The 4,720-nt window shown below is 50.8% G+C and carries 4 protein-coding genes; all 4 read left to right on the plus strand.

Features of this window, described 5'->3' with window-relative positions; all coding sequences use genetic code 11:
• A partial coding sequence (locus tag QK293_RS27255) for a DUF637 domain-containing protein (RefSeq protein WP_282383403.1) occupies window positions 1–2,023 on the plus strand: 2,023 nt, incomplete at its 5' end.
• Window positions 2,024–2,052: 29 nt separating this feature from the next.
• Complete coding sequence (locus tag QK293_RS27260; RefSeq protein WP_282383406.1) at window positions 2,053–2,190, plus strand: hypothetical protein; 138 nt, start codon at window positions 2,053–2,055, stop codon at window positions 2,188–2,190.
• A gap of 646 nt (window positions 2,191–2,836) precedes the next feature.
• Window positions 2,837–3,388, plus strand: coding sequence for a hypothetical protein (locus QK293_RS27265; RefSeq protein ID WP_282383409.1), 552 nt, complete (start codon window positions 2,837–2,839; stop codon window positions 3,386–3,388).
• A 679-nt stretch (window positions 3,389–4,067) separates the two neighbouring features.
• Entirely contained in the window at window positions 4,068–4,307 is a 240-nt protein-coding gene (locus tag QK293_RS27270) for a hypothetical protein (protein WP_282383411.1), read from the plus strand.
• The last annotated feature ends 413 nt before the right edge of the window (window positions 4,308–4,720 follow it).

The raw sequence follows: 4,720 nt of genomic DNA on the forward strand, positions 1-4,720 counted from the left end.
CGAGGGCGATCAGCGCTATCAGGTGGCGAAGCTGGAGAGTGGCAAGGACATCACGCTGGACAGTGGTGGCAGCATCACTTTCGAAGCGGTGAAGGACTCGCATCAGGAGAGCCACGACAAGAGCAGCAATAGCTGGGCGTGGACCAGCATGGAAAACAAAGGCCAGGTTGACGAAACGCTACGGCAAAGCCAGCTGATTGCTAAAGGCCAGACGCTCATCAAAGCGGTTGATGGGCTACACATCGATATCAAAGACATCAACCAACAAAGCGTGAGCCAGGCAATCGATGCCATGGTGCAAGCTGACCCGAGCATGGCCTGGCTCAAAGACGCCGAAGCGCGGGGTGATGTGGATTGGCGCCGGGTTAAAGAGCTGCATGACAGCTGGGATGAAAGCCATTCCGGGCTGGGCGGTCCGGCGATGATCATTATCATCATCATCGTCACCTACTTCACAGCCGGTGCAGCCTCCACTTTCGTGGCTTCTGCCGCAAACGCAGGGGCGGGCAGCGCATTAGCAGCCGGTGCTGCAGCGACCGCAGCGACCGCTACGACCGCAGCGACGCAAGCTGTCGCCGCTGGTTGGGCGAACGCTGCCCTCACCGCCATGCTCACCTCCGCAGCCAGTACGGCCACGGTCAGTACCATCAACAATAAAGGCAATCTTGGCGCGGCCGTCAAAGAAACCTTCAGCGCCGACAGCATGAAAAACTACATCGTTGCCGGGGCCGTGGCGGGTCTTACCACCGGTCTGTTCAACGATTGGACCAGTACCAGCACCGATTCAAGTGCCGCGTTGACTGACTCCACCAACGGGGCTTTGGCTAACACAGGCAAGGTCGTAGTTTCCAATTCCGGCGGGTTGAGCAGCCTGGAAGGTATCGCTCAGTTCACTGCGAACCAGGCCCTGCAAAACAGCACCTCTGCGTTGCTCAATAAAGCACTGGGGCGCGACGGCAGCCTTGGCGATGCCTTGCAAAGCAGTCTGGTGAATGCGTTTGCTGCCTATGGTTTCAACTTGGTGGGAGATATCAGCGTAGAGAACAGCTTGCCAAACGGAGGCCTCGCCAAAATCGGCCTGCACGCGGTGATGGGGGGCTTGGCCTCGCTCGCTGCAGGCGGTGATTTCAAAACGGGTGCCTTGGCGGCCGGGGTCAACGAAGCCCTAGTCGACGGTTTGGCTTCGGTCTATGCCGGGATGCCAAAGGAGAATAGGGATCGACTGTTGCTGATGAACTCGCAACTGATCGGAGTGCTGGCGACTGCTATTCAAGACCCTGATGCCGAAACTGACAAGCTGCAAACGGGAGCATGGGTTACGCAGAACGGGACGCAGTACAACTTCCTGAATCATGATCAATTGGAGGAAGCAGCCAAGAAATTACGCGAATGCAAAGATGCTGCCTGCCGGGCAGATACTGTAGCGCGCTATAAAGAGTTGAACTTTGCTCAGGACTTGGAAGCAGCGGCTGCGTGTTCAGCGAGTCAGGCCAGTTGCGCGGACTATTCCAGAGAAGTTGCCAACACCATGGCCAATCTGGATGACATTTATCCTCTGCTTGGTGACGGTCCGACGCAGGAATGGGAAGTCCTTAGGGAGTCCAATCTAGGATTTCAGGAGATGCTCGCTACGTTCACTGCTGGCCATACCGGAGGAGCAATTGCACAGGCGGTGCAGCAGAAATGGGGCCTGTCGGATGAGCAAACCAAGGTTATTGCTGATAATCTGGTTCTGGTAGTTGCGGGTGGTGTAGCGGCTGTTGCTGCTAAAAAAGCGTTGGTTGCTGCTTTTGGTGCAAAAGCAACAGGTAAGGTAATTGCTGAGTACGGGCCTATGAATCAAGGCCCATTACCTAAAGGGATCGCGGACACATTCCGCAGTGGTACGTATTCTGAAGTAGTTACTCAACAGCCAACCACTTTGTATCGAGTTTATGGTGGGACTGCTCAGGAGCTAGGTGGTTATTGGACAGAGCGACACGGCCAGCAGATCCTGTTCAATCGATTGTTGATAGTGCTCTGAATCCTCAATGGGGAAATACGGCAACCAAAGTGGTAAAAATTGAAGTTCCTACAGGGACTAAGTATTTTGAAGGGGTTGCCGCTCCTCAAGGTGGGCTGGTTGGTGGTGGCAATCAGGTGTTATTTCCGAAAGATTTTAAAATTGACTCTGCTTGGATAAAAAAATGAGTGAGTGTAACTGGGAAGTTGTAGAGGGATTTTCATCTCCTGGGGAGTATGAGCGGTTTTTTGTATGGATCACTGAGCAGATTAAAGCTGGGATGGTAGAGCAGGTTCCTGCTCAGGAAAGTTATGCGGGGCCAGCCTTCGAGGAGAAGTGGTTTAAATGTTTTGGGTCATGTGATATATGGAGATTGGTTTCCCCCCAAGCTCCATTTCATGGTTATTGGGGGCCGGTATAGGAAAAGCCAGCTATTGAGTTGGTGCAAAAGGCGCTGGGGCTCCCAAAGTCACTATCAAAGATCACTATGATCACCACCTGAACATGGTGGATGACATCAAGGATCAACTTTCATCTCAAGGGTTCAGAGTCAGCGAAAAAGAAATATCATTTGGCCTTGTGGTACTGGTCGTTGCAGGCCAGACATTGTGGCCGAAGCGCCATATGGAACCCTTAGGATTATTGAGGTTAAGACAGGGAGTGCGGACCTAAGTATTCGTCAGTCCGAGATTTTCCCTCAAATAAAAGATGGGAGTTCAATTCCTAGGGGGAAAGTGGCTGAAAGCTTTGGCCTGAAGCCGGGGGGGCGTTAAAGGAGCAAGGGTATCCTAACGGCATTCCTATTGAGATTATGAATTTCCCTGGTGCCAAGTAATGAAAGAAAAAGATGTTGTTTCAATCTTGAAGGAGCAGGGGTGGGTTTGTAGCAAGGATGAAGTTGGTGATTATTTTTGCGTCACCGATGTCGGAGGGGTTCAACTTCAGGTTATCCCATCTGTGGGTAAGCGCTCGGACCATTTTCGGGTTTCGCTTATGTCCTCCATTTCGTCAAAAGAATTTTCGGAGGCTGTTTCTTTTATATTGGGTGATGGCGGTAGTAATGCTCCGATTATAGTTAGCAATGAAGCTCCGGAGAAATTACCTGGTTTTTCTAGTGATGATGTTATTAGGTTGTCTGAGAAGGCTATGTCTTGGGCTCGCTCGCAGAGTATTGACGAGGGGTTGACGGTTTATAGAAAGCTGCCAACTGATGTTAAAGGTGCAATGCCTATACGACATTTGGCGGCTCTAGCAATAGCTGGTGATACTGGACGTTTAGACGAATACAAGAAGAATTTTGAGAAGGGCGACAGGCTCGGATTTGTGCCTTACATTACCTCCGATATGATTGATCGAGCACTCATGATAGCTCAAAAAAATAAATAATCATCCAATAAGAAACCCAGCCAACGAGCTGGGGTTTTTATTGCCTGCGATTTACCGTCGTCGCCCTCGCCGCTCATGATCCGTCTGATACAACGACTGCGCATCGGAGATCTGTAGCAAGAGCAGCACGCGGCTGATCTGGAAGACATTGTGCACAGGCATGTCGCCCTGATCGATCCCCTCCTGTAAATCCGTATTCAGGTACATCGTTTGGGTCATCCAGGGGGCTGTGACGCCCAAAATCGGTGGCGGGGTGAGTTTTGCCGCGACAGCGCATTAGCTGAACCGACCGGCTCGCAGGCCGCGCCACGTCAGGCGTTGCGCGTGTAGACAACGAAATTCGCGTCGGGTGATACTGTTGGTGCAAAAGCAACTGGCGGGGCGGTAGACCGTGCTACTACTGGGATTGAGTGAGGGAAAGGTAACTTTACTGATCAAGGTAAATTTGCGGCGCCGAAAGATGTGCCGTTTGAACAGCGTGCCTTACCTGACTCGAGTCTGAAATCACCATATCGACAGTATGAAGTTATAAAGCCTATCCCAGAGGTAAACTCTGGAAGCGCAGCTCCTTGGTTTGGAAAGCCAGGCAAGGGGACTCAGTATCAATTACCTATGAGCATTGATGAATTGCTGAAGGAAGGCTTCATCAATCCAATAAAATAAGCTAGGGGTGATAGCAGTGAAACTTGAACAATTAGCCGATTATTTTTTCAAATACGCAAGTGAACAGGGGATTCCATATGATGGATTTCCCTTGGGAACTGAAGTGGATGAGTTTGGTGCTCCATATATTGAAATTTCCGAATCTGGGAAGCTGGCCATTGTGGCAAAGGATCGCGGCGAAGAATGTCTAAGGAAAGAAACAACATCGCCGGAAGTGTTGGCCAAATGGGTGTATGAGATTTTCAACAAGGAATAATAAGGATCAATGGTGGCATAATTATTGACCTTGCTCCGTCCAGATTGATGGTGCAAAAGGAATAGGCGAGGTCTCAGGATCCGCAAAAAAACTTCTCAATTTCCGATTGCGTCTTTTGTCAGCTCAAAGCAGCGTTAAGGGGCCAGGTTTGGGCCAGATTTATTTATTGCTTGGTTGAACTGGTAATTAAAAGAATCTGAGAATCATCTGGCCGGCCTCCCCACCTCACGGAGGTGACGCAAAGTTCAAGGTGGGAACTTAGTTTTTTGTTGTGAGGAGGTCGTGATGAAATTCTGTGGCATAGACCTGCGTTCGAACAACAGTGTTGTGGTGGTTACCGACGAAACTGACCGGTTCGCTGAGCAGCGAGCAGACGGCCTCGGTCGGCGGTATCAACATCAACCTGGGCAAAC

The sequence above is a fragment of the Pseudomonas sp. AL03 genome, from assembly GCF_029960815.1.
Lineage (GTDB): Bacteria > Pseudomonadota > Gammaproteobacteria > Pseudomonadales > Pseudomonadaceae > Aquipseudomonas.

Bases quoted from the DNA above. Each gene is read 5' to 3' on its own strand.
- QK293_RS27265 (WP_282383409.1), top strand. From the start codon at position 2,837: ATGAAAGAAAAAGATGTTGTTTCAATCTTGAAGGAGCAGGGGTGGGTT.